Origin of the sequence: Vibrio jasicida CAIM 1864 = LMG 25398 (assembly GCF_000400365.1) — a bacterium.
GTDB lineage: Bacteria > Pseudomonadota > Gammaproteobacteria > Enterobacterales > Vibrionaceae > Vibrio > Vibrio jasicida.
Window position 1 is genome coordinate 1 of the sequence record NZ_BAOG01000022.1, and the last position, 22,148, is coordinate 22,148.

General features: G+C 45.3%; 14 protein-coding genes and 1 pseudogene. 3 read left to right on the top strand and 12 right to left on the bottom strand.

What is annotated here, in order from left to right; genetic code table 11:
• Positions 1–398: pseudogene (locus VJL_RS05445) on the top strand (hypothetical protein); the annotation flags it as partial.
• Positions 399–402: 4 nt separating this feature from the next.
• Positions 403–2,052, top strand: coding sequence for a BatD family protein (locus VJL_RS05450; protein ID WP_038876293.1), 1,650 nt, complete (start codon positions 403–405; stop codon positions 2,050–2,052).
• Between the two features lie 64 nt (positions 2,053–2,116).
• Here the strand turns inward: VJL_RS05450 and VJL_RS05455 are convergent, their stop codons facing one another.
• The 5 genes from VJL_RS05455 to VJL_RS05475 all read right to left on the bottom strand — a co-directional run bounded on the left by VJL_RS05455 (position 2,117) and on the right by VJL_RS05475 (position 8,106).
• Positions 2,117–4,183, bottom strand: a complete 2,067-nt coding sequence (locus VJL_RS05455; RefSeq protein WP_038876296.1) for a sensor domain-containing diguanylate cyclase — start codon at positions 4,181–4,183, stop codon at positions 2,117–2,119.
• A gap of 374 nt (positions 4,184–4,557) precedes the next feature.
• On the bottom strand, positions 4,558–5,307 hold the full coding sequence (gene pstB / locus VJL_RS05460; RefSeq protein ID WP_038873314.1) for a phosphate ABC transporter ATP-binding protein PstB: 750 nt from the start codon (positions 5,305–5,307) through the stop codon (positions 4,558–4,560).
• Between the two features lie 60 nt (positions 5,308–5,367).
• Positions 5,368–6,231 carry a phosphate ABC transporter permease PstA gene (gene pstA / locus VJL_RS05465; protein ID WP_038873313.1) on the bottom strand — a complete coding sequence of 288 codons (864 nt, stop codon included), beginning with the start codon at positions 6,229–6,231 and terminating at the stop codon, positions 5,368–5,370.
• 22 nt (positions 6,232–6,253) lie between these two features.
• Positions 6,254–7,186 (bottom strand): phosphate ABC transporter permease subunit PstC, encoded by a 933-nt coding sequence (gene pstC, locus VJL_RS05470; RefSeq protein WP_038873310.1) that lies wholly within the window; start codon positions 7,184–7,186, stop codon positions 6,254–6,256.
• A gap of 98 nt (positions 7,187–7,284) precedes the next feature.
• Positions 7,285–8,106, bottom strand: coding sequence for a phosphate ABC transporter substrate-binding protein (locus tag VJL_RS05475; RefSeq protein ID WP_038876298.1), 822 nt, complete (start codon positions 8,104–8,106; stop codon positions 7,285–7,287).
• Positions 8,107–8,439: 333 nt separating this feature from the next.
• On the opposite strand from VJL_RS05475, the gene VJL_RS05480 reads away from it, so the two are divergent.
• Positions 8,440–10,083 (top strand): methyl-accepting chemotaxis protein, encoded by a 1,644-nt coding sequence (locus tag VJL_RS05480; RefSeq protein ID WP_038873305.1) that lies wholly within the window; start codon positions 8,440–8,442, stop codon positions 10,081–10,083.
• Positions 10,084–10,164: 81 nt separating this feature from the next.
• Here the strand turns inward: VJL_RS05480 and VJL_RS05485 are convergent, their stop codons facing one another.
• From VJL_RS05485 to VJL_RS05515, 7 genes are all read right to left on the bottom strand, one after another.
• Entirely contained in the window at positions 10,165–10,821 is a 657-nt protein-coding gene (locus VJL_RS05485) for a hypothetical protein (protein WP_038873301.1), read from the bottom strand.
• On the bottom strand, positions 10,805–13,219 hold the full coding sequence (locus VJL_RS05490; protein ID WP_038876301.1) for a DUF2235 domain-containing protein: 2,415 nt from the start codon (positions 13,217–13,219) through the stop codon (positions 10,805–10,807). The genes VJL_RS05485 and VJL_RS05490 overlap by 17 nt, the downstream gene beginning before the upstream one ends.
• Positions 13,220–13,407: 188 nt before the next feature.
• Positions 13,408–13,980, bottom strand: coding sequence for an Lcl C-terminal domain-containing protein (locus VJL_RS05495; RefSeq protein WP_038876303.1), 573 nt, complete (start codon positions 13,978–13,980; stop codon positions 13,408–13,410).
• A gap of 1 nt (position 13,981) precedes the next feature.
• Complete coding sequence (locus VJL_RS05500; protein WP_038876306.1) at positions 13,982–15,433, bottom strand: Lcl domain-containing protein; 1,452 nt, start codon at positions 15,431–15,433, stop codon at positions 13,982–13,984.
• A 25-nt stretch (positions 15,434–15,458) separates the two neighbouring features.
• Positions 15,459–17,711, bottom strand: a complete 2,253-nt coding sequence (locus VJL_RS05505; RefSeq protein ID WP_038876308.1) for a proprotein convertase P-domain-containing protein — start codon at positions 17,709–17,711, stop codon at positions 15,459–15,461.
• A 9-nt stretch (positions 17,712–17,720) separates the two neighbouring features.
• Complete coding sequence (locus VJL_RS05510; protein ID WP_038876310.1) at positions 17,721–19,862, bottom strand: TonB-dependent hemoglobin/transferrin/lactoferrin family receptor; 2,142 nt, start codon at positions 19,860–19,862, stop codon at positions 17,721–17,723.
• Positions 19,863–21,875, bottom strand: coding sequence for a prolyl oligopeptidase family serine peptidase (locus VJL_RS05515; RefSeq protein ID WP_038876312.1), 2,013 nt, complete (start codon positions 21,873–21,875; stop codon positions 19,863–19,865).
• Between the last annotated feature and the right edge of the window lie 273 nt (positions 21,876–22,148).

The following is a 22,148-nucleotide window of genomic DNA, read 5'->3' on the forward strand; positions in this document are numbered from 1 at the left end:
AGCAACAGCAGCAACAGCAGCAACAGCAGCAACAGCAGCAACAGCAGCAACAGCAGCAACAGCAGCAACAGCAGCAACAGCAGCAACAAAAGTCTCAGAATGATGCTAAACAAGAGCAAGGACAACAGTCACAAAACAAGCAAGACACTGAAAATAAAAAAGAAAAAGAGAAAACCGAGCAACAAAAAGTAAAGCAAAAAGAAGAGACACCAGGCGAGCAACAAGGGGAACCAATGCAAGCTCAAGCTCAGGCAGAAAAAACGCATCAGGACGATCCTGAGTTCCGCCGTTTAGAAGCGGTAGAAAGTGCGCGTGACCCAAGCTTTTTGATTCGAGCACAAATGCAGTTGCAAGCTCAACAAAAACGACCTCCACAACAAACAAATAAGGAATGGTAACTCCATGATGAAAAAAGGCGCAAAACTGGTCTTTGTTCTGGTGGCCAGCCTATTAACATGCTTTTCGGTTTTTGCCCAAAGCCTTCAAGCCAGTGTGAATAAAACCCAAGTCGCAAAGAATGAAGTCATCAATCTCCGCATTATGGCAGACACTGAGTTAAGTTCTGATGCCATAAATTTTGATACGCTAAAGAAAGATTTTTTCTTGGGGCAGCCTCGTTACGGCCGTTCAAGCAATAACATTAACGGCCATAAAACAGTCCGAACGGAATGGAGCATTTCGATCGCGCCGATGAAACAAGGCGTTGTGACCATACCAAGCTTCACAGCTGAAGGGATGAAGACTGAGCCAATTAAGCTGCGCGTCACAGAAAGCCAAGCAGAGCCAAACCTGGATGATTTATTCAGTTTTGACATGAGCGTGGATAACCACACTTTGTACCCACAACAGTCAGCAACGTTACGTATGCAGTTGGCCATCAAAGTAGATCCACGTCGTTTGGATAACCCACAAATCGTTCCGCCTAGCATTGATGGAATGAAGATTGAACCTGCTAGTGACATGAAACAAGGTCAGCGAATCATTGATGGCTTAGAAGTTACTGTCGTTGAACAAGCATTCCGTATTACCGCAGAAAAACCAGGAAGCTTTTCGTTAAACGGCCCTCAATTAACTGGCTCTTACATTTATGGTGACAGTTTAACGGGTTCGACAAAGATCATGCCGATAAAAACCAACGTTCAGCAAATGCCTATCACAGTCAAACCGATCCCGAAAGACTTTGAAGGCAACTGGCTACCAGCTTCAGCATTAGAAATGACTCAAAGCTGGGAAGATGAGCAAGGTAATCCTCTGTCTGCAAACGCGGTGAATAGCGTTAAACAAGGTTCATCTATTACCCGTACGATTCGTGTGAGAGCGCGAGGCACACAAGCAGAATACTTGCCACGTATTGGCATAATTTACCCAAGTACACTGCGTGTTTACCCAGAGCAACCTCAGTTCGAAACAGCTCGAGATGGCACCATCACCATGACAATGAAGCAAGTGCTGATCCCAACGGAAGCTGGTGACCTTACCTTACCCGGTTACAAGCTAAATTGGTGGGATAGCAATCGTGATCAAGCAAGAGAATCAGAAATCGCTGAGTTAAATCTTAAAGTCGAGAAAAGTGATACTGGACTGATAACCCTGCCAGAAAGTGTACTGCCAACACAACCAACACAAACGGCATCTCCAACCGCTCCACAAGGTGGCGTTGATACGATTTGGCAAACATTAACATTCGTCTTTGCGGTACTTTGGTTGGTTTCTTCCGCTATTGCCATTGGCTTATGGCGAAAACGCAAAGCGCCACAATCAACAGAAGTGATGATGAGTACTCATAACGCCTCCATTCGAGATATAGAGGATGTCATAACGCAAGGTGACAGTATCAAGATTGAAAAAGTAGTTAACGACTACTTAAACACTCACTACGCTGATATCGAATCAAAGGCGGTGCAAGCAGTAAGAACTGAATTGAATGTGATGAATCAATCTCGATTTAGCTCCACTCAGCAACCATGGAAAAGTGATACTTTGCTGGCAATACTCAAACAACTCAGCAAAGACAAAACAACCAAAACCAGCCACCAGCTTGAGAAGCTTTAACGAACAATTAAGTGTTAGATAAAAATGGCAGCTTATCTTCAAGCTGCCATTTTTGTTTTTAGTGCTAAGCAACACTCTGCTTCTCTATTTCAACCGCCCGAACACAGTTTCGACCACTGTTTTTAGCTCGGTATAGAGCCTTATCGGAGAGTTGATACAAATGATCGAAGTTAAAGTCTTTACCTTGTGTCAGGTAGCAAGAATAACCAACAGAAACAGTAAGTAACTCACCTTCTGGATTATGGCAATGCTTAATCCCCTCCTCCTCAATACAACGACGGATGCATTCGGCTCTCAACCTGACCTCTTCTTGGTGTGACCCAATCATCAACAAAACAAACTCTTCCCCGCCAATTCGACAAAAGACTTCATCTTCATCTTTAGTATGGTGTTCAAGGATGTTACCAATTCGCATTAACGCGATATCACCTTCTAGATGTCCATAGTGGTTGTTGAACAAGCCGAAGTGGTCAATATCAATCAAGATCAATCCAAATGACATGACTTCATCATGCTCTACCGAGCAGTACTTCTGCATGACGTGCTCTAACATTCGTCGATTACCAAGGCGAGTCAAAGGATCGAGTTTAGACAATACTTCCAATTGTCGATTGGCTTCTTCCAGCTCTTTAGTCCGATTTTGTACTTCTAGCTCTAGGTTTTCATTAAGTTCGCGAATCGCCTCTTGTGCTTGTGTACGTTGCAGCACTTCAGCAAGGCTTGATGCAAACATCCGAATCACTTCACGAAGCTGGGAGGTAAGCGGCGCACGAGTTAATAGATTATCAACGGCGATAAAAGCAATAGGCCCACTGCTATTGGAAGTCAGCACTGTCATGGCCGCCCAGCCGAAACCAACAATATTGCAATCGTGATAGATGGGAACCGACTCTTCAAACGCAACCTCATTCAGCATAGATCGGGCTAAATTAATCAAAGAGAAGTCCTGTGTCTCCCCAAAAAAATAAGATTCATCCACCACATTGCCTTGGATGTCGGTCCCCCACGTACCTTGCATATAAGAGCAATTTTCATCAGTCAAGAACACCGCCATACGGTCGATGCCCAAGTTTTTAATGGCAAAGGTCACTGCGGATTTGCACACATCACTGACCGTAGTACATCGAGAAAGCTCCACCATACTTGAGTGCAACATGCGCACATTTTGTTCTTGACGCTTACGGATATAGATTTGCGAGAAAAGTGAGCCAAAAGATTCCAGCATCTGCTTTTGATAAGCCGTCACGGGCTTACGATGAATAAAGTTATCCAGTGCGAACCAACCAAAAGGCTCATTACCATCTCGTAGGATTAACATCGCATTCCAGCCCTGCCCTACGACTTTACCGGCGGTATAAATCGGCGCATCTTCGACAATGACGAGATTACGCTCTGTACTCGACAGTGCTGCGATGTACTCTTCACTCAACTGGTGAAGATCATATTGAGTGTGAAACTCATCAATCGTGATACCATCCTCATTAGTGCCATAGGTCCCACTGAAACTACGCTTTTTCATGTCCAACAGCATTAAAGTAGAACGGTCAAAACCTAAACGTTCACGCAAGGCTTCAACCGCTTTTAAATAGAGATCTTTAAGAGAGTCAGGATTAGAGATGTCCAACGCCACTTGCTGTACGAGCTTCATGTTTTCAATGAAGCGTTCTCGCTGGCTAAGTTCATCGACGTATTGGGCCTCTCGGACATCACGATGCTTCATTTCTTGCGATGCGCTTTTTTCTGCGCGAATACACTGCCAGCGAGCCGCGGCAAGTTGCATTGCATCGTAACTTTCTTCGTAGATATTGTGGGCGGAGCGAGCTTGGACGTTTTGAATCAGTAGGTAGGTACGTTTGATCGGCGTGTTATCGAGCATCATGATGTAACTTTCGCCGCCAAGATCTTGGGTGTGGTTCCAATTACAGGTATTGATGGCCAGCGGAATAATACTTTCTGAAGTATCAAATTGGCTCGCCCAACCCCAGAAGGCTTCAGGGTACTGACGGATTGGAGTCAAATCACCACGAGAAAACCTCACCGCCCCTGATGGATTGGTGAGCGGATCGTCAAAGATCGCTATCGCGCTGGGGGAAAAGCGTTGTTCTAGATGCTCGAATATGGCTTCCGCCAATAATCTATGGTCTCTGGTAGAAGAGACCGTTCTTGTAAAACTTTTTAAACTCACCTGGCCAACCTAATCTACTTTTTTATTCTCGATAAAAAACTACTTAGGCCATGATATGCAATCAATGGAATCCAAGTTGAGCTGTTAAGTCTTTCGCAAAAATTTTGTACTTAATTTCACAATCGAGAACCTTTCAACATTTTTAGACAGGTGTTTCATCCGAATTACATACTGCAAAATTAGGCGCAAAAGTGAATCAACATGAACATTATTGGTATTGAGAAAATTCCACATACCTTAAACGAAAAAGGCCCCTCATCAAGAGGGGCAAGAGTACCATCGCTTATAGTTATTCATGTATATGCTGATAAATACGTTAATTAACCAAAGTCGCCGTTTACATAGCCTTGAGTACGATCGTCTTTCGGGTCACTGAAGATCACTTGTGTGTCATCGTGCTCGACCAACTCACCCATTAGGAAGAACGCAGTGCGGTCAGAAATACGACGCGCCTGTTGCATTGAGTGAGTCACGATAACGATGGTGTAGTTCTTCTTCAGCTCTTCCATCAATTCTTCGATTTTGTGTGTTGCAATTGGGTCAAGTGCCGATGTTGGTTCATCCATTAGGATCACATCAGGTTCCATCGCGATTGTACGAGCGATACATAGACGTTGCTGCTGACCACCAGATAATCCAAATGCATGTGACTTAAGACGGTCTTTCACTTCGTCCCAAAGTGCTGCACCACGAAGTGAGCTCTCAACCACTTCATCAATGTGTTTTTTATCTTTAATGCCTTGAGCACGAAGACCGTATGCCACGTTCTCGTAAATGCTCATTGGGAATGGGTTTGGCTTTTGGAATACCATCCCCACTTTGATTCGAAGATCAGCGACATCGATGTTGCCGTAAATGTCTTCACCATCCATGGACAGTTTGCCAGTGATCTTAACGCCTTCGATAAGATCGTTCATGCGGTTCAAACAACGTAATAGTGTAGATTTACCACAACCAGAAGGACCGATTAGTGCGGTTACTTGACGTACTGGAATAGGCAGGTTGATTGATTTCAGTGCTTGGTTATCACCGTAAAACAGGTCTAGGTTTTCAATATCAAACTTGTTCATTTTCTTAATCTCTTAAATCTTGAATTCGTGTCTTTTAACGTGCGTTCTTAATTTGTGTTGTTAGTAAGTTGCTGTGTTAAAACGTCGTGCAATCAGTTTTGTAACCATGTTGATCAGTAGAACAACAACAATCAGAACTGTCGCGGTACCGTAAGCCTGATTCCATTCCTCAATGGTAAACAGTTCGGTAGTCAGTTTGTATAGGTGAACGGTTAGTGTACGGCCTGAATCCAATAAAGAATCCGGAATACGAGCAACCATACCTGCTGTCAAGAAAACTGGAGCAGATTCACCAATGACACGACCAATACTTAGAATGACCGAGGTTAAGATACCTGGCATTGCGCTCGGCAGAATCAAGCGCCAGATAGTGTAAATTTTCGATGCGCCAAGACCATAAGAGCCTTCGCGGTACGTTTGCGGTACTGCCATCAATGCTTCTTCCGTGGTACGGATGATCACTGGCAGGATAAGAATACTTAGCGTTAGAGCACCCGATAGAATCGAGAAGCCAAGGCCAAGAATCGCTACGAAGAAAGTCATACCAAATAGACCGAAGATGATCGACGGAATACCCGCCAATGACTCGGTACAGAATCGGATGATTTTCACTAAACGGCTGCCTACTTTCGCGTATTCGGTCAAGTAGATTGCCGTCATGATACCGAGTGGTGCTGCCACTGCGATAGAAGCGATAACCATGTAGATAGTCGACACAATCATCGGGAAGATGCCGTGCTCGTCCCCTGTGCGCGTATAGTCATCAGTAATGAAGTTCCAATCTACGTGTTGTAGACCGTTAGATAGGATGTACCAGATAATCCAGAACAAAAAACCTACCGTTAATGCTGCCGAGACCCAGACAAATGCGCTTAATACATTATCTTTGAACTGGCGTGCCTGTTTTAATTTTGCGCGATCCATAATAGTCACCTTTAACGAGCGATTACTTCGCTTTTTCTCGGTTTAGGTAAAGTAGTACAGCGTTCAACGACATGATGAAGACCAGTAGTACCACACCTGTAGCGTATAGAGCGTTCGCGTGAACACCACTTGCGTAAGACATTTCAATAGCGATGTTTGCGGTTAGCGTACGAGCCGAATCAAGGATGCCTTCTGGCATTGCCGGCGCGTTACCCATAACCATGATGATCGCCATAGTCTCACCCAACGCACGACCAATACCCAGAATCACACCTGTCATGATGCCTGAGCGAGCCGCTGGAACGAGCAATTTAAAGATGGTGTAGATTTTAGAAGCGCCAAGAGCCAAAGAGCCTTCTTTGTAAGTGCGAGGGACTGCACGAATAGACGTTTCAGAAACCGTGATGACAGTAGGAAGAATCATCACACCCAGTACAATGATACCTGCCAAAATAGTATTACCCGCTGGTACATCAAATACGTTTTGGATAAGCGGCACGATAATAACCAAGCCAAAGAAGCCGTAAACCACCGAAGGAATACCGGCAAGGAGCTCAACCGCTGGGCGGATAACATCAGCCAAACGTTTCGGTGCAATTTCTGCGATAAAGACCGCAGTCAACACGCCGATTGGCACACCAACTAATACTGCACCAGCTGTCGAAACGATAGAAGCAACAATCATAGTTGCGACACCGTAAAGTGCTGGTGGCAGCCAGTTTTGGCCGAGTACGATGCCTGATACGCCAACTTCTTGGAAGGCTGGAATACTTTCTCGAACGATGAAGTATGCGATTACTGCTAATGAAACGATGCCGATAACAGCACTCGTTAAAAACAAGCCGTGGAAGATACGCTCTCTCCAGTCAACGCGGCGTTTCTCGCGTAGGCCTGGCTTGCTGATCGCTTTAGCGTCAGTAGTCATAAGCTTTTCACTATTTGTTGCGATGGTCATAAAAATCTCACGGTTCTAGGCAATGCCCTTGAACACAATGGATAGAAAAGGCTCAGCCCGAAATGGTGGGCTGAGCAAACTTTAGAGTCCCGATGGGATTAGTTAACTGAGATGTAACCTTTTTGGTCAACTAGCGCTTGCGCTTCATCAGTTAGCATCCAGTCTAGGAATTTTTGAGTTTCAGCTGATGGCTTGCCTTCTTTGTAAAGAACAAGGAACGGACGAGCAACTTTGTAAGAACCGTTTTTCACGTTGTCTACTGAAGCTTGAATACCGTCAATTGGAAGTGCACTTACAGAGCTATCAACTGTACCAAGAGAGATGTAGCCGATAGCGTATGGGTTAGAAGCAACCATCGTCTTCAGTGCGCCGTTACCGTTAGCAACTTGAGCACGTTGAGAGATTGCCGATACTTTCTTACCAGAAATTTTCATTTTTAGAGACATGATGTCTTCGAACGCGCCACGAGTACCAGAAGCTGTGTCGCGAGTGATTGCTACGATTGGCTTGTCTGCACCGCCAACGTCTTTCCAGTTTGTTACTTCACCTTTGTAGATTGCAGTAACTTGGTCCGCAGTAAGACCCGATAGTTTGTTTTGTGGGTTTACAACAACTGCGATACCGTCAAGAGCAACTGTCTCTTCTTTTAGAGCCGGCTCTTTTTCAGAATCTTTTAGGTTACGAGAAGACATACCTAGGTCAGCAGAACCGTTTTTCGCTGCTTTAACACCCGCAGATGAACCAGGGCCTTGAACTTCAACAAATACGTTCGGGTTTGTCTTCATGTATGTTTCAGAGAAAACTTCCATCAGTGGAGTTACGCTGCTAGAACCCACTGCAGAGATAGTTTCTTTAGCAGAAACAGGAGTCACTGCCATTGCGCCTAGAAGTGCGATTGCACCGATTACTGTCTTTTTCATCACAATTTCCTTTAAGTGGCCTTATTGCCGTTGTGTTTCACTTGAACGATGCTCACTTTAGAATCCAAATATGACAGTTGTGTTTCACTTAGTTGAAAGCTCTATGACACGTTGTCATTTCTGCTTAATAAAACAGCAATCAAACTTTATTTCCTTTCGAGCTCAAAATATATTGCTTCTATTTGGTTATAACAAAATGCCAACTACATCGCTTTTAATATATTTCATAACAAATAAACATCGTTAAATGATTGATATATCAAGCCTAATAATTAGAATCGGGTTGCTTTATTTACAAAAATGATAATAGTTCCAATCTTTAGAGGGTCAATCATGCGTCAATTACTGAGTACGCTGTCTATTAAGTCACAGGTTTTCGTACCCGTATTATTCACTGTCATACTTCTCGTCATTGGGTTGAGTATCGGCATCGGAAAGTTAGAGCAGGCATTCGGCAAGGTCACGGTCTCAACCAATAGCCTTATCGTGCATAAAGAAGAACTCAGCTCTATCGTCGACAACACTTATGCCATGCGCATTAAGGCAATCTACAGCCTGTTCAGAGCAGAAGATGTCCAAACACTGAACCAAGAGTTACAACATCGTCAGGCAACCAACCGTGAGTTTTTAAGCTCCATCGACCAAATTGAAGGCATCCAAGCAGAAGTCAACGCCATGCGCGATGCGATGAACCACTATGTGGATTTCACTCGAATCACCATGACGCCGCTACTGAACACTAAACATTCATCCAACAACGTGTCCTTAGATTTCGAGAGAGAATATGAAACAGCAATGGGTCAATACCGCTTAGCAGGTGAAGCAATGATTGGCGCCATTGACAACTTGTCTAAGAAGCTCAATCAAATCGTGACAGACGAAGTCACAGAAAATGGTGCACTGCACTCAGATACCATCACTTACAGCACCATTTCTCTTGTCATTATTTTGTCTATCGCCTCTTTGATCAGTTGGTTGTTAGCAAGCTACATCGTGGCGCCTATTCGTAACCTACAAGAAACCATGCGCGAAGTAGCAAAAGGCAACTTATTAGTAGAAGCAGAAGAAACAGGTAAAAATGAGGTGTCGCAACTGGCACAAGACGTAAACCAAACCATCCACCAACTCCGCGGTACCGTCGACTCACTAGTTCGAATCAGTGAAGACGTCGCCTCGGCTTCGACTGAACTGGCAACAGTAATGACACAAAGCAGTGCCAACTCAGACCAAGAGAAACAAGAAGTAGAACAAGTAGCTTCTGCAATTAACCAGCTTGAATCTACTGCTGCGGAAGTTTCAACCAATGCACAGCAAGCCGACAGCGCATCTAACGAAGCCACAAAACTAACGTCACAGAGCCTAAGCATGTTTGAAGAAAGCACGCGTGCGAGTGCGAAAATGGCAGACCAACTGAACGAAGCCGCAAACGTGGTCACGTCACTAAAAGATCAGTCCGAACAGATTGGTAAAGTGATTGAAGTTATTGAGAGCATCTCTGAGCAAACCAACCTACTTGCATTGAATGCGGCGATTGAAGCGGCACGAGCAGGGGAAAGTGGTCGAGGCTTTGCTGTGGTTGCTGACGAAGTACGTATGCTGGCAGCAAGAACTCAAGAATCGACCAAAGAAATTCAAACCATTATTGAAGAACTTCAGCAACAGTCTGGTCACGCAAACGAAAGCATGCATTCAAGTTTAGCCATGTTAGAAGACAACCAATCGCTTGCTACCGAAGTAAGTCGTTCACTTAGTGACATCAATAATGCAATTTCCGATTTGAATGCTATCAACACACAAGTAGCGACCGCATCAGAGGAACAAAAACAAGTAACCTCAGATATTAACAATAACTTGAGCACCATCTATGAATTGGTGAGCCAGAACGTAACCGGTATTACTCAATCCGCAGCTGCCGCGCAAGAACTGTCTGGGTTAGCGGAGAACCAAAAGCATCAGCTTAAGCAGTTCCAAATCTAAGCCTTACAATGCCTTGTGATCCCAGCACGGTGAGTGAAAAGGTTAGATAATAAAAAGCTCCGCACTGGCGGAGCTTTTTATTTAATATGATTCACTGAATGGCTTATCGGATTCTTCACCGTATCCATCATAGAGAATAACAGCGGTTCCTTTTCCGGTCTTACTCCAAGGAGGTGGCACAACCCAGCCATGAGGATCGGCATTTTCTTTAATACTACAGTCATACCCTCGCTTAGGGTTGCAGAGCTTGACATAGGCTAATACAACCCGCTTACCGTCAACATATACTTCCATTGCTCCACGGCCTAACTCATCCTCATTGAAATAGTTATCCATTATCTCAATTTTCTTGGCGGCAAGATCGCTGTCTATCGTATCTTTGATATAAAACCATTTGTCTTTAATATAGTTTTCTTCAAAGTTTCCCCAAGCAGGCTTCCAACGCTGACGCCATTTTTCTTCCCATTCGCCGCCAGTATCCCAACCTTGTGACCATTCCCCTTCAATGCCATTTGGTACACTTAATTGAATACCAGATCGCGCACAACAACCAGATACAGCCCCCGCTATAAATCCCGAACCTTTGCCGCGAACATCCGTGACAAGCATTTTCGAAATCCAATGCGGTTTTCCTAATGTTCCCGCACCGCCAGAAGTCGCCACAATGTCCGGCTGAGCTATAGAGCAAGCTGACAGAAACAACATAAGCCCTGTGATTATTTTACCCTTCATTTTCATACACCACTCGTTTTAATTCGTTTCCTTCTCTGGTCACAGCATTGACTAATTTTTCATAAGCAGAATCATAACCAACGTTAATTAACGCATCATGAGGTCGGTGTATCCACATTGAACCATATTGACGAATTTCACTATACCAATGGGACCGTGTCACTTCCCCTAGAGGCTGCGCAAGTAACTTCTGGTTTAACTCGACCAATTTGGAATCAATCCCCTTTAAAGCGGTAAAATCTTGAGGAAGGATGTAATTACGCTCCAGCCAAGAAATTCCCATCTGTTCGCCTTGTTGTTTCATTCGTTCGAGTGCAAGCGCTGATAGCCCGTTACTGACTGGCTGTAGCTCATAGTAATACAGCATATCGCGGTCTAACTTCACTTCACCGTATAAACCTTTCTGTTTACAGATTACGGACCATCGCTCTTGTTCTTGCTTGCGAATTGCGATTCGTTTTTGTGTACCAAGATCAGAGCGAGCATTGTCATAAGGTCGCACTTGGCCAGCGATTGATTCAGTATTTATGAGCTGACGGTTAAATGTCGAAGACAGAGGCATACCGTAACGGTCAGGTAAACCTTGCTTGTCATACTGCTCTTTCGATGGGTAACCACCACCAATATCAGAATGGCTACCCGCAAATTCTTCTTCGAAGAAATGTGCAGGGTTGACGCCATTTTGTTTAACTGAAGTCAAAGGAAAGTTTTTGCGAAACTCATGTTGTGCCGTGATTTGAAATACCCGCTCGGCACAATTCATATCGAGATCCAGTTCAAAGTTCCCCTCATCCTCATTACCCGCCATATAGAACGAACCAACCGTATCAAATAGGCCTAAGAATCGTACTGTACTTGTACGAATTTCGTCAGGGTAATACCCCTGATTATTATCATATTGCTCAATAGATGCTTTACCGAGCAAGTTGGGGTGAACGCTGCCAAACATCTCACCGTCTCTTGGTTTGGCTACGTCTGGTAATCCATCTTTAAGTGCATTAACAAAGTGACGTGCCAACGCTGCGCCACGGCTAAACCCAAAGACATCAAATTCAATATGAGTGATGCTCTCGAATTCTCCATTTAGTTCTAACGTATCCGTGATTCTTGCATACTCATCAGCCCACTTTTGCCATTTATAGAACGCGCCTGTTCTTGAACTGGTGTAATCTGCAATGAGATTCGGTAAAGAAATCTCCCACAACAACGAATCACTGACATTGTTAACGTCTACACCAAAGGCTTGCGCAGCATTTGATTCATCATCACCATCATCAATCGTTTTTGGGGTTTGCCACGCACCATCAACTGTCCCCACACCGGATATGTAGATTTTTTCGTGTTCCTCATCTATCGGATACGCCTCAAATAATCGTGCCACATTGGTCCGCGATTTCACGCCGCGCTGTTCTTTGTACGCATCGTTTAAGTTGTTCTGTCCCGTACCATCAAAGAACACACCAATGCGCAGCACCTTCTCAATCACTTGCTTAACGTTCATTACCGGAGTATTCACTAACGATTTTGATTGCGGGTAAATATGTTTAACGGTCGGGGACAACTTCGGATCATCATGTTCTTTACTGACGCTACCAAACGGGCACGCTTTCCCCACCTCGACGGTCGTTATTGAACCTTCATCTGTTGGTTGCCCTACTGCATCAACCAGCAAGCACGGGTCGATCAGTGTGGCGTTCTTGTCTAACCATGATTGATTAACTTCACCTAAACCGTCAGTGGTTAATCGCGCGCGAGTGTAGTAGATATATTGCGTTGGAGGCGCAGCCCCTTCGATAGATACCGGAACAGTGATCGATGTATAAACCTTATCGCTCACGTAGTCGTCGCTGATAATATCATATGTCGAGCGGGTGACACGCCAAGCCCAACGCCCCTCCCCTAAAATATCCATTTCATAGACTAGCTTCCCATCCACAAAGTAATACAAATAACCATGTGTTGGATAACCTAACTGTCCGTTCACATCTACTGCTGGGATAAACGGTACAAACTCGGCATTAATATGTTTTTCGTCAGTTTCTTGTGGGTTGATCTTGAACGGCTCACTCATACCAACCATCGAAAAAAGTTCATGAACTAGAGATTTTTCCTCCTGCTCATTACAGGAACAAACTAAATTGACGTGCCGATATGGCTCATTGATTTCTTCTTTACTCCAAGCAGTAATTTCTTCTTCGTTACTGGTTTTGCTAAGTGAAAACACGCCCGTTTGTAATTGTTCCAAATCTACTTTGGGTGCATGTATCTTAATGCGACACTCAAACTCAGCGTCCTTGCTTTCGTCGTCGTCACTCATAAGTGGCATCGGCGTCAGTGCTGTTGTGTCTTGCACTGGCGCATAGCCTCCACCTAACTTATTAGGCTTAGGTACATTGTATTTCAAAGCAACTTCCTATCCTTTAGGGTAAAAGGTCAGTCTAGCAACGCACCCAATATGAAGCTCTAGGCATAATAACGGTTTACATATCCTTTCTATCTGAATTAGAAAAAATGAGAACATCGGCACATACAAAAAGCTCCGCACTGGCGGAGCTTCTTAGTAACAACATTATTAACTGTTTAAGGTGACGATTACTCTTCGTCTGTCACTAGAAGAAGAGAGAATATATAGGTCGGTTCTAGTGGGCTCCAGTTGTAAACCTCACCATTAACTGAATCAAACACCATGACGTTTGAGCCATCACCGTTCGGTGTGTTACTCCAGATGTAACCTGCATAGTCACCCGCTTCTATCGTGTAACCACTTTCGAATGCAGTGCCGTTCATCGCAGGGCTGTGGCAAGCACGCTCCGTCAACGCGACCAGCTCCTTAATATTTGGTAAGCGCCAGTTCTTTTTGCCCGCGAAGTCATGCAAAGCATGGTTACCAGATTCATTACGGATTTGCTCAGCGGTTGATAGCGCTAACTGCCATGACATCTTAGTCGCAGCGCCATCACAGGCTTCATTTGCCGCATTCCACGTTGAGCCAACAGGGCAACGCATCCATGTAAGACCTGTTTTTAAGTCAGTTACGGTACCGTTATCAGAATATGTATAACGCGTGTTAGGTGCCGTTTTAGCAAAGTCAGTAGAACACTCTTGTGCAGCCATTGCAGTTTGAGAAGCCAAAGCAAGAGATAGTACAGTTATTAATTTCTTCATCTTATTGGCCCTTTACTGCTACTAGACGGATTGGAAATTGGTATGAGTCATCGGCGTCTGCACTTGTGTTGCTTGAGCGAATATCGACGAGTGAAATAGTGCCTCTATCTACGCCCCGAGAGATAATAGCAGGGAAATAAACCTCAGCATCAACGAGCTGTGGTGATGTATTCACAAACGTAAAGTCGCTATGCCAAAACGCACCATACTCTAAATAAGGACTGCCTATCGTTTGCTGTGGGAAGTATTTAACATTAAATCCATACACGTTGTGTGGCGCATATTCCTCGTTCGGAGCGAACAGTGTTTGTTCACCAAAATCTAATAAGTCATACGTTTCACGGTAAGTAGGCAAGCGCCAACCATTGATTCCACATAACGATTGTTTGTTTATGTACTCAACATATTGGCTAGTGGTACAAACTTCATCACCAGCGTCTTTACAACCTGCAAGCTCTACATCTTTGCTAAATGGCTTAAATGTTTCAGATTCAAACGCAAATAGGCGGTCTTTAAATTGAACCGAGCTCGCATCCGCACTCTTGTTTTCCCAAACAAGACCAGTACGCTCGTCCATAGTACAAGCCCACTCAGTCGCATCTGCAGCTAAAGCAGCACCTTGTGAATCTAGCTTAACGAACTTAAAGCCAGCGCCTGTCGACGTTTGCTTGTCCTCTTTGTCGAAGCCGTATTCCGCATCTTGACCAGGGTAAGCAGCTTGAACCTCAGCAACGTCTGCTGCGCCATCAGCAAAATGGAGAACGGCGCCCGTATCGTTGCTGCCAACCGTTTGTTCAGCAACCGCTGCAATTTCTTCTGCAAATGCAACCACTTCCGCTTCAGACAGAAGAGAAGAGGCCAACGATTTACCTTGGAAGCTAAGGCTTTGAGCAAGCAGCGCTACACCTTTGGTCATTTGTTGTGGCTGCATCGCAGCTAATAGTGCAACCGTGTTTTGCTCTAGCTTATCTAGCTCGCTGGCTTCTGCGTTAGACATCACCGTACCAGACAGAGAAACGCCGGCATCGGTGAGTTGCGCTTTCACAATCTCTTCAGCTTGAGCAACGGTTTTACCGTCAACCACAAGACCTGCGAGCAACGTTGTTACACCATTGACCGTGTTACCCGTTGCTAAGTTTTGGCCCGGAGCCGCAAGACGCAACGTTTGGTTCGAACCTTGATTAACTTGAGCAAGAATGGTGCTGGTTAGTACGTTTTTGTCGCTTGAAGTCAGGCTAAATTTACCGGCATTATCCGTTTTAGCACTCGGCTCGGTCGTATCACAAACGTAGTTTTGGTTTAAATCGATGCACACTGGCGTATCAAGAAGTGTACCTGCAGAAACGATGGTGCCAGCTACATCATAGGTCGGTGCCGACGTGTCACCACCAGAACCACCGCCACAGCCAGCTAGGGCTAGTGACATAGCAACGAAAGAATATTGAAACTTCATAGATTTTATCTTCTTTTGATTTTAATTAACGAGAGCGAATCACTCTCACCATTGAAAGCAGGAAAAGTCCTAACAAGGTCCAAGGCGAACCACTGCCACCTGAACCACCACCACTGCTTTCTTTAGTGGTATCAGCACTGCACTGATACTGAGCAAAGTGACTCACACCCCACTCTTTCAACACCCCAGAGTTTCCTGACACGCGGTCAGACACTTCGAGACGCCAAGTTCCCCAACTCGGTTGACCGACAAGTGCTTGTAACTCCTCGTCATACTGAGCTGTGAAGTAACCTTTAAATCCATTGGTATTGCTTGATTGATGACTAAGTAGCACGACCGATTTGCCTTGTGGAGACACAATCGTCACTTGCAGATCCTGCAGTGAGTCATGTTCGATGTTCAGGTAAACCGCAAACGAGTCATCAATCGTGAGTGACTTGTCCGATAGCGTCTGAGAGAACAATCTGTCGCCTTGCTCTGGCAAAGCGGAATTCACTGATTGAGGCTGGATATCTAGCTCTGGCGTACCATTAACCAACATCGCCTTTTCACTCCACTGGTGAGTCTTTAAGCCTTCTGCAAATTGGTAATCCAATGAAATAGAGGAATCGAATTGCGTACCACATGTCAGCCCGCTTGGTAACGCCACCTTCATTGAGGTCGAGTCAGAAAGCGCTTCATCAAAGTCGAAAACGGATGCGTTGTTTAGCTGCCATTGCCCTTTGATGCTCGCTTCGCGGCCAGTTTGGCTCAAGCTCACACCAACGTCTTGACCTTGTGCGATGTATCGAGCGTCATAGCGAACGCGAAGAGGCGCTTTAAGTAAGTTGTGTCTGTTGAAGCTGTCCGTCAGGAATTGGGCGTAATCTTTATTTGGGAACAAGGTATTTGCGGCAAACACGGTCGATTCCGCCAAATCATGCATTTTAACGCCACGACCAATGCCATACATGCCTTCAAGAACAATGGCGTCAAACTCTCGGAACACGTTATCGGTATCATCACCGTATCGTTCAACCGATGCTTTAAGTGCTTGGAACAGTGGCGTTGACCATAGCTCGTCACCTAGTTCACCGCCCACACTAACGTGCGCTGGATACTCTGAGCCCTCAAAGTAACGCGCTCTTTGGTTCCATAAGCTACGAGTTGTTTTGCGTGTTCCGAACACACCGTCCCAGTTGAACACCGTATCTAACTCGAATTCTTGACCACGACGCGAAGCATCCAAATATTGAGTGCGGTAGCTCGCGCTGCCCGCCCAGTAATCAGCAAAACCTTCTGCGATAGCACCAGTGTGACCGTACGCCCAATCCGGTACTATTTGGTAATGAATGCCATGCCCAAGCTCGTGTATCACGACATCAGCATCGACTGCATCCGGAGAAACACCACCGACACCCAGCATGAGTGCTTTCGGGCCGTAATAGTAAGTAGAGTTATCTTTTGATAAACCGCGAGCATCAAAACGAAGCGGTTCGTCAAACAAGTCGTAAGTCAGGCTTGTCAAATATTGGATCGAGCTATCAAGATGATAAAAAGCCATCAACTGTGGGAACGCATTGTCACCAAACTCGGTGCTTTGCATCTCATCAACACTGTCAAATGCTTGAACCCCTTCTGCGCTGAGAAAGTCCAACGTATCAAGTACAGGTGCTTCACCAGGTGCTGGGGCTGCAAATAAACCCGTCGCATCCACTTGCTTTAATCTTGGGTTAGACAAATAGAACTTGCCGCCCGACTGTAAAACCTCAATCGACTTGGTGACGTACTCGATCGGCTGAGGGTAATCGGACAGTGCTGACCACGTCGATTCTGGTGCCGCTTGCTGTTGCATGGTACGAAGATCTGGGTTGAATAAAGAAACCTCAACATCAACCAGACTTCCAGAGCTCAGAGCAGGTGGCTCTTGTGCTTGCAGTTGGCGAGGCGATTCCAATTCCATTGCAACCGTTGGTTTACCGTTGCGAATTATCGTATCTTCAAGGCTCTTAAACACTCGCACAACGTGATGATTTTTATCGGTTGTTACTACTAGGGCACGCTGTGCTTGATATTCACCGTTTACCCAAACATCAAAATTGTAATGCTCACCAAGCTGAGACTGGGTTTTGTAACGGAACTTAAACTCGCCCGCTTCTGAGTAGTGGCTGTCTAGATAAGTTTTCGCTTGCGCTTCATTCGTTACCACAGAGTCCGTTGCGGGATAATCCCACTCTGCAGACTGCACCGCTGGGGTACATGCAATAAGCAGTGAAAACGCCAATGGTTTTAGCTTCATGATTTCGTCCTAGAATTCGTATTTTGCATTTAGCGTGAAGTAGCGCCCAGGCTCAGTTGAGTAACGCTTACTTTCCTCAGCGATACCCGCTACGTCTTGGTATCGGATGTACTCTTTGTCGAACAAGTTGACGATGTTTGCGCTAACACGAAGGTCTTTGGAAACGTGGTAAGTTGCGCCAAGATCAAACGTATTCCACGCGCTTGTCTGCGCACACTCTGTCGCTAGGCCAAGCGTGGTCTGGCATTTAGGAACGCGATCCATAGCTGCGGCCCAGTTCCAAGCCACGTAAGCGTTGAAGTCTTGGTTGGCGTATTTCAGTTGAGCGTTACCTTCGAATGGCGTAATGCTTCGAACGTATTCGCCTTCCGCGTCTTTGCCATCTACGTAGCCAAACTTAGTGCTGATGTCCCATTGTTTGGTGAGCGCGTAACCCGCAGAAAGCTCTGCGCCATAAGTCTCTACGCCATCAAGGTTTTGGTACTGTTTGATGTAATTACCAGTGCTTGAGTCAAAGCCTGTGGTCACAACATCGATGAAGTTTTCAAACTTGTTGTAGAACACAGACGCATAGACATACGCACGACCGTTATCGAACTTGTTACCGATTTCAAATGAGTCCGAAGTCTCAGCTTCTAGGTCTAAGTTAGGTGCGATAACAAAAGGCGTTAGCGGTACGAAATCATGGTTCACGAAGCCATATGCTTTGTCGTATTCCGGAGCACGGTAACCGTGGTTGTACGACACATAAACGATGTTGTTGGCAAACATTTCACGAGAAACCGACAGGCTTGGAGACACCTCTGAGCTATCCATGTCTTTTAATGGGAAGCCGCCCACTTCGCCCTCACCGTCCGGCGTTAAACGGTGCGAATCAAAGCGCAGGCCACCTGTGATGGTCCATTTATCCAGTTCCACCATGTCTCGAACGTACAAACCAATGTTATAAGCACGAGCAGGAGCGAAAGGTTGTTTGGTCGAAGGCGTTACGCCGTTCCAATCAATCTTGGAATCGCTATCTGTGCGTTCATAATAGTCAGTAGCAAGCTCAACACCGTAAGCCAATTGGTGCTCAGCATTTGCTGCATAAATCGTATTGGTGAAGTCGCCACGAAAACCAATTGTCTCGTCGATGAAGGTTTTGTGTTCCAGCTCGCGACGTTTGGTGACCAAACCATTATGATCCACTTGGCGCATTAAACGGTTGGTGTCTTCCACGACTTCGGTGTGACGCCAGTAAACTTTGGTATCCAACTCTTCGAACCAAGTTGGATTAATCGGGGTTACCTCTGCACCAATGTAAGCACTGTACTCTTCGGAAGTTTCATCTTCAGCAAAGTCTTCAATGTGCCAGATTCCATCAGGTTGAATGGACGGTGAACCCTCCAAACGCTCTTGATTCTGGGTGTAGAGTTCCGCTTTGGCTTTCAACATCACCTCTTCATTGAAAAAGTGGTTGATCGTATAAGCACCGCTGTAACCATCTAGATCGCGGTTATACAAATCTTCATCAAAGTTACGCGTCTCTTGCCCTTGCCAATATGAAACGTTGAACAAACTCTCTGTATCACCGGAGCGGAAAGCTAGGTTGCTCGTACCTTTGTACTTGTTGCTGATATCGGTGTAAGTACCAGAAACATCGGTGTAGAAGTCTTTGTCTTTTAAGAAATCACCCGGCTGACTGGATTCTAAAATCACCACACCGCCGATCGCGCCAGAGCCATGCACCGAAGAGCTTGCACCTTTAATGATTTGCAGCGATTCAAAATTGGATAAATCAAAAGTATCTCGCCCAACTGCATCATTAATGTCGTTCGCACCGAAGCCATCCGCAGAACGAATGCCATCACGAACGATCATAATGCGGTTACCTGTCATACCACGGATGGTAATGTTTTGCGGACGTCCTGCACCGCCCGTCACGCTTACACCAGGTTCGCTACGCAGCACATCATAAAGCTCGGTTTCGCCTCGCTCTTCGATTTGCTCGTTTGTGATAACCGCGACACTACCTGCCACTTTTGACAATGGCTGATCGATTTTATTAGCGGTTACGACCACCTCTTCCATTGAGAAAACCTTAGATTCGGCGTGCACTTGACTGGCAGCAAGTACCGAAAGTACTGCCGCTGACACTGGGGTAAGCTTCATTTACTGCTCCGCTTTAGATGTTTTAATTAGTGATAGTAGAAATGCGTATTCCTTCGCTTGTTGCTCTTTTGCCTGCCTTGGATCCATGCGGTGGCCAGAGTGAAAATCCGTTTGCAACAAATAAGGGCCTGTCGATTCACTGGTCGACGAAATTTGAGCGAGATACTTCGCGCCTTCCCAATAAGGCACACGTTGGTCGTTTAATCCGACTTGAACCAACATGGGTGGATAAGCGTCTTTGTGGATATTGAGAATAGGATCATAAGCTTGCATCGCTTTGAGCTGCTCTGGGAGTGTCGGATTCCCCCATTCCCCATATTGTTGTGCGGTAAGTGGTAACGTCGTATCGGACATGCTAGCAACGACATCGACAAACGGAACCTTCATCACCGCGCCAGCAAACAAGTCCGGAGCTTGGTTGATCGAGCCGGCAACTAAAGTACCACCCGCACTCGATCCAATCGCGTAGACATCACGTTCACCACCATCAAAGTGCTTAAGTGCTTGTGCAGCCGCCGTGAAATCATTGATAGAGTTAGCTTTAAGAACGCCTCGGCCTTGCTCGTGCCAGTCGGCACCAAAGTAACCGCCACCACGGACATGCGCTATGGCGTAGATAACGCCTTGATCTAGTAGGCTCACGGTTTGAGGCATGAAATAAGGTTTCATGGTAAACCCGTAAGCGCCATAGCCGTACAGCACAACAGGAGCGTTGTCGCTGAGCTTATCTTTGCGGTAAGCAAGAGAAACGGGCACTTCCACACCATGACTTTTGACCATAATGCGTTGAGAAACATAATCTTGGCTGGAGAAGCCGTGATAAACATCTTGAGAGAGATTTGCCTTTGTCAGTGCTTTAACATCAAACTCTTCCCACAGCGGCGGTGTCGTCATCGACATACTACGAATGCGGATTTTGTTGGAGCGGTAGTCACCAAGAGTGCTCAACCAAGCAACGCGACCTTCCGACTCTAAAGGCAGAGATTTCTTCGCCTTGCCATCGTAAGAGTAAACCGAGATTGTCGTTTGATTGTCTTGCTTGGTTAATACCACAAGTCCCGCTTCATACAAATAGAATTGCTCTACGCTATTTTCCGAGCGTAAGAAAGACTTCCAATTAGATTCAGCAGTGTCCGCATGTTTCTCGGGCATCGTAGCTTCAAACAAACCAAACTGACCATTAAGATTGCTGTTGATAAAGACTTGGTCTTGAGCAACATCTGCATAATACTCCACACCGGTTTCTGGTTTACGTAGCGAGGCCGTTAGCTCTCCAGAATCAAGGTTTAGGATCTTTTGTTCGGTGGTCGATTCATTGTTACTTTGTACCAGTGCGAAACGCGCGTCGGCTGAGGGATAGAAGGACATGAGCCAATCGGTCTTGTCCTCTTGCCAAAGTACTTTCTGCTCGTTGGTTTGAGTATTAATTCGAACGATTTGGTAGGGACGCTGAGCTTTCGCTTCTTTTGATACAGCGAAAGCAAACTTGCCATTTGATGAAAGCAGAACCCCATTATCAATGTTGCTGATAAGCTCGCGTGCTGCACCACTCTTTAGATCAACTAACATAGCACGATACTGCTCGCTGCCATCAATATCTTCTGTAAACAACAAAGAATCGCCTTGAATACGCCATTGACCAATTTGGAAATACTGACGTTCTTCTTGGCGAGAAGAGAAATCGTAAACCACTTTCTCTTGCGCGTTGTTATCAGCTCGCGAAAGCAAAACAAAGTTGCCTTGTCGACGAGTGAGATTCCATTCTTGGCCGTTTTTAATCACCCAAGGCTTCTCGCCTTTTTCTGCTGCCATGGCTTCCCATTGGCTCAAGAGATTTTGGGTAATCTCGTCATAGCGTTTCTGAAATTGTTCTGTTTTTTGGTTCTGTTGCTTGAGGTAAGAAAGGACTCGCTCATCTTGTCTGGAATCGTCTCTCAGCCAATCAAAGTTATCCGAGGCAACACTGGGCATAGAGGTGACTAAAAGCCCCAAAAAAACATGACTAAATTTCATATAAATGGCACAACTATTTATAGGATTAATATTATGTCGCGTATTCTGCCCTTAAATAAAAATGAGATCAATTATCATTTACATATTTTCGTGACATTTTTATCGGTTTTTATTATGCCAAACGTTTAAATCATGGATGAATGCACTGTGATGCAAAGCTATTGTTAGATAAGTCATCTATTGCTATGCAATTAAGAATCTAGAAATGAAAACGTCACCTAAAGAAGGTGACGAGGGTAACTTTTTTACTTTAGTCAGTAGCTCAAAAGAGGT

Bases quoted from the DNA above. Each gene is read 5' to 3' on its own strand.
- VJL_RS05495 (WP_038876303.1), bottom strand. From the start codon at position 13,980: ATGAAGAAATTAATAACTGTACTATCTCTTGCTTTGGCTTCTCAAACT.
- VJL_RS05475 (WP_038876298.1), bottom strand. From the start codon at position 8,106: ATGAAAAAGACAGTAATCGGTGCAATCGCACTTCTAGGCGCAATGGCA.
- VJL_RS05450 (WP_038876293.1), top strand. From the start codon at position 403: ATGATGAAAAAAGGCGCAAAACTGGTCTTTGTTCTGGTGGCCAGCCTA.
- VJL_RS05505 (WP_038876308.1), bottom strand. From the start codon at position 17,711: ATGAAGCTAAAACCATTGGCGTTTTCACTGCTTATTGCATGTACCCCA.
- VJL_RS05500 (WP_038876306.1), bottom strand. From the start codon at position 15,433: ATGAAGTTTCAATATTCTTTCGTTGCTATGTCACTAGCCCTAGCTGGC.
- pstB (WP_038873314.1), bottom strand. From the start codon at position 5,307: ATGAACAAGTTTGATATTGAAAACCTAGACCTGTTTTACGGTGATAAC.
- VJL_RS05510 (WP_038876310.1), bottom strand. From the start codon at position 19,862: ATGAAGCTTACCCCAGTGTCAGCGGCAGTACTTTCGGTACTTGCTGCC.
- VJL_RS05480 (WP_038873305.1), top strand. From the start codon at position 8,440: ATGCGTCAATTACTGAGTACGCTGTCTATTAAGTCACAGGTTTTCGTA.
- pstA (WP_038873313.1), bottom strand. From the start codon at position 6,231: ATGGATCGCGCAAAATTAAAACAGGCACGCCAGTTCAAAGATAATGTA.
- VJL_RS05515 (WP_038876312.1), bottom strand. From the start codon at position 21,875: ATGAAATTTAGTCATGTTTTTTTGGGGCTTTTAGTCACCTCTATGCCC.
- pstC (WP_038873310.1), bottom strand. From the start codon at position 7,186: ATGACCATCGCAACAAATAGTGAAAAGCTTATGACTACTGACGCTAAA.
- VJL_RS05485 (WP_038873301.1), bottom strand. From the start codon at position 10,821: ATGAAAATGAAGGGTAAAATAATCACAGGGCTTATGTTGTTTCTGTCA.